1 protein-coding gene is annotated in these 1,345 nt (G+C 38.9%); it reads left to right on the top strand.

Translation table 11 applies throughout. The features are described 5' to 3' along the window. Positions 1-538: 538 nt before the first annotated feature. The coding region (locus C200_RS04310; protein WP_033923678.1) for a hypothetical protein at positions 539-1,345 on the top strand (807 nt) is incomplete at its 3' end.

Below are 1,345 nucleotides of genomic sequence, written 5' to 3'. Positions count from 1 at the left end.
AAGCAACGCTTGTCAGTAATCATGAAGCACCACAAAGCCCTAGCGACCATGCAGCTCATTAAGTTCTAACAGGAGCAGTCCGTCTATAATCAGGTTTTAAGCCTATTTTTAGCTGCTTTATCGATTATTGGCACCTGCACTTCGAATACTGGGAGTAATTTTTAGTCGAATTATCACAATTTCACAATATGGCTGATTTTCAGAGTATTGTATTACCTAAGCGCTAAAAGTAGTACGAGGTAGTACGAGGTAGTACGAGGTAGTACGAGGTAGTACGAGGTAGTACGAGGTAGTACGAGGTAGTACGAGGTAGTATCACATTTATTTTCAAATAGGTATGGATTTTTACATCATTACGATGAACAATATTATCAGATAAAAGAATTAGGTAAGATATTTCGAAAGTGATTAAATAAAATAAAGCCCTCCTGCAAGAGGGCTAACAACTGGCCGGCGTAGAAACCTAACCAAGACATCTCTATTTTAGGTTTCTACGCAGCATTCGTCAACCCCATAAGTTTATGAGGACAAGATAGTTATGCTTAAAATTAGACAACCTAAAGAACGAGTCACCGTAGTCTACCCATGGATGACTGTAATTTGTAAAAACAACCCGTGTGCATCAGCAATCTTAGCGCTGTCTACATTTCGCCATAACGAATATGGCTGGAGTGAGCACTACCTTAGTCGTGAAGACTTAAAAGAAGCGCTATTTCATCAATTCACACTGTACCAAATTGGTAAGGCTCTAAAACAGCTATTTGCTGATAAAATTTTCACACACATTAAGCGCAAGTGCTACGACCGTACCACGGTATTTAGTTTAAACACTAAAGCGATCAGTGCCTTTCTTGCGAGCTATACAACACAATACCCGATTAAAGAAAAGCAAAAGGCGAAAGAGTGTAAAAGTGCTGAAAGCCTTGAAAATACTCAAGTTGCGAATTCGAAAAATGGAACTGTCGAAATCGACTTTTCAATAAAGGAAGCACAGAAAGATAAAGAAGAGATTAATAACCCTGTACTTAATTTTGAACAATGTGCATCACAAGGGGATATTGTTATTGAGCTTGAATTTATTTTGACTCAATTACGAGAAGAAAAAAGAAAACACAATGACCAACTTTTAAACACTATTGATTTAACTGACTGGGCAAACAAAGAACAGGAGCTTAGGAGCGCACTTCTAGAAACACAAGAGGCGCTTGATGAAGCAAAGGCGATGAATAGTGAGATTACCACTGACAAGCCGTGTAACACTCAAAGTGTTACGCCTAACTTGGGTGATGCTTTAGGTAATGATTTAGCTGTGCTTGAAGATGTCCCTGTCGATATGGCTGTAGCG

It is taken from the genome of Piscirickettsia salmonis LF-89 = ATCC VR-1361, assembly GCF_000297215.2.
GTDB lineage: Bacteria > Pseudomonadota > Gammaproteobacteria > Piscirickettsiales > Piscirickettsiaceae > Piscirickettsia > Piscirickettsia salmonis.
Note: the sequence above shows the minus strand (reverse complement) of the source record. Positions and strands in the feature narration are given on the sequence as shown.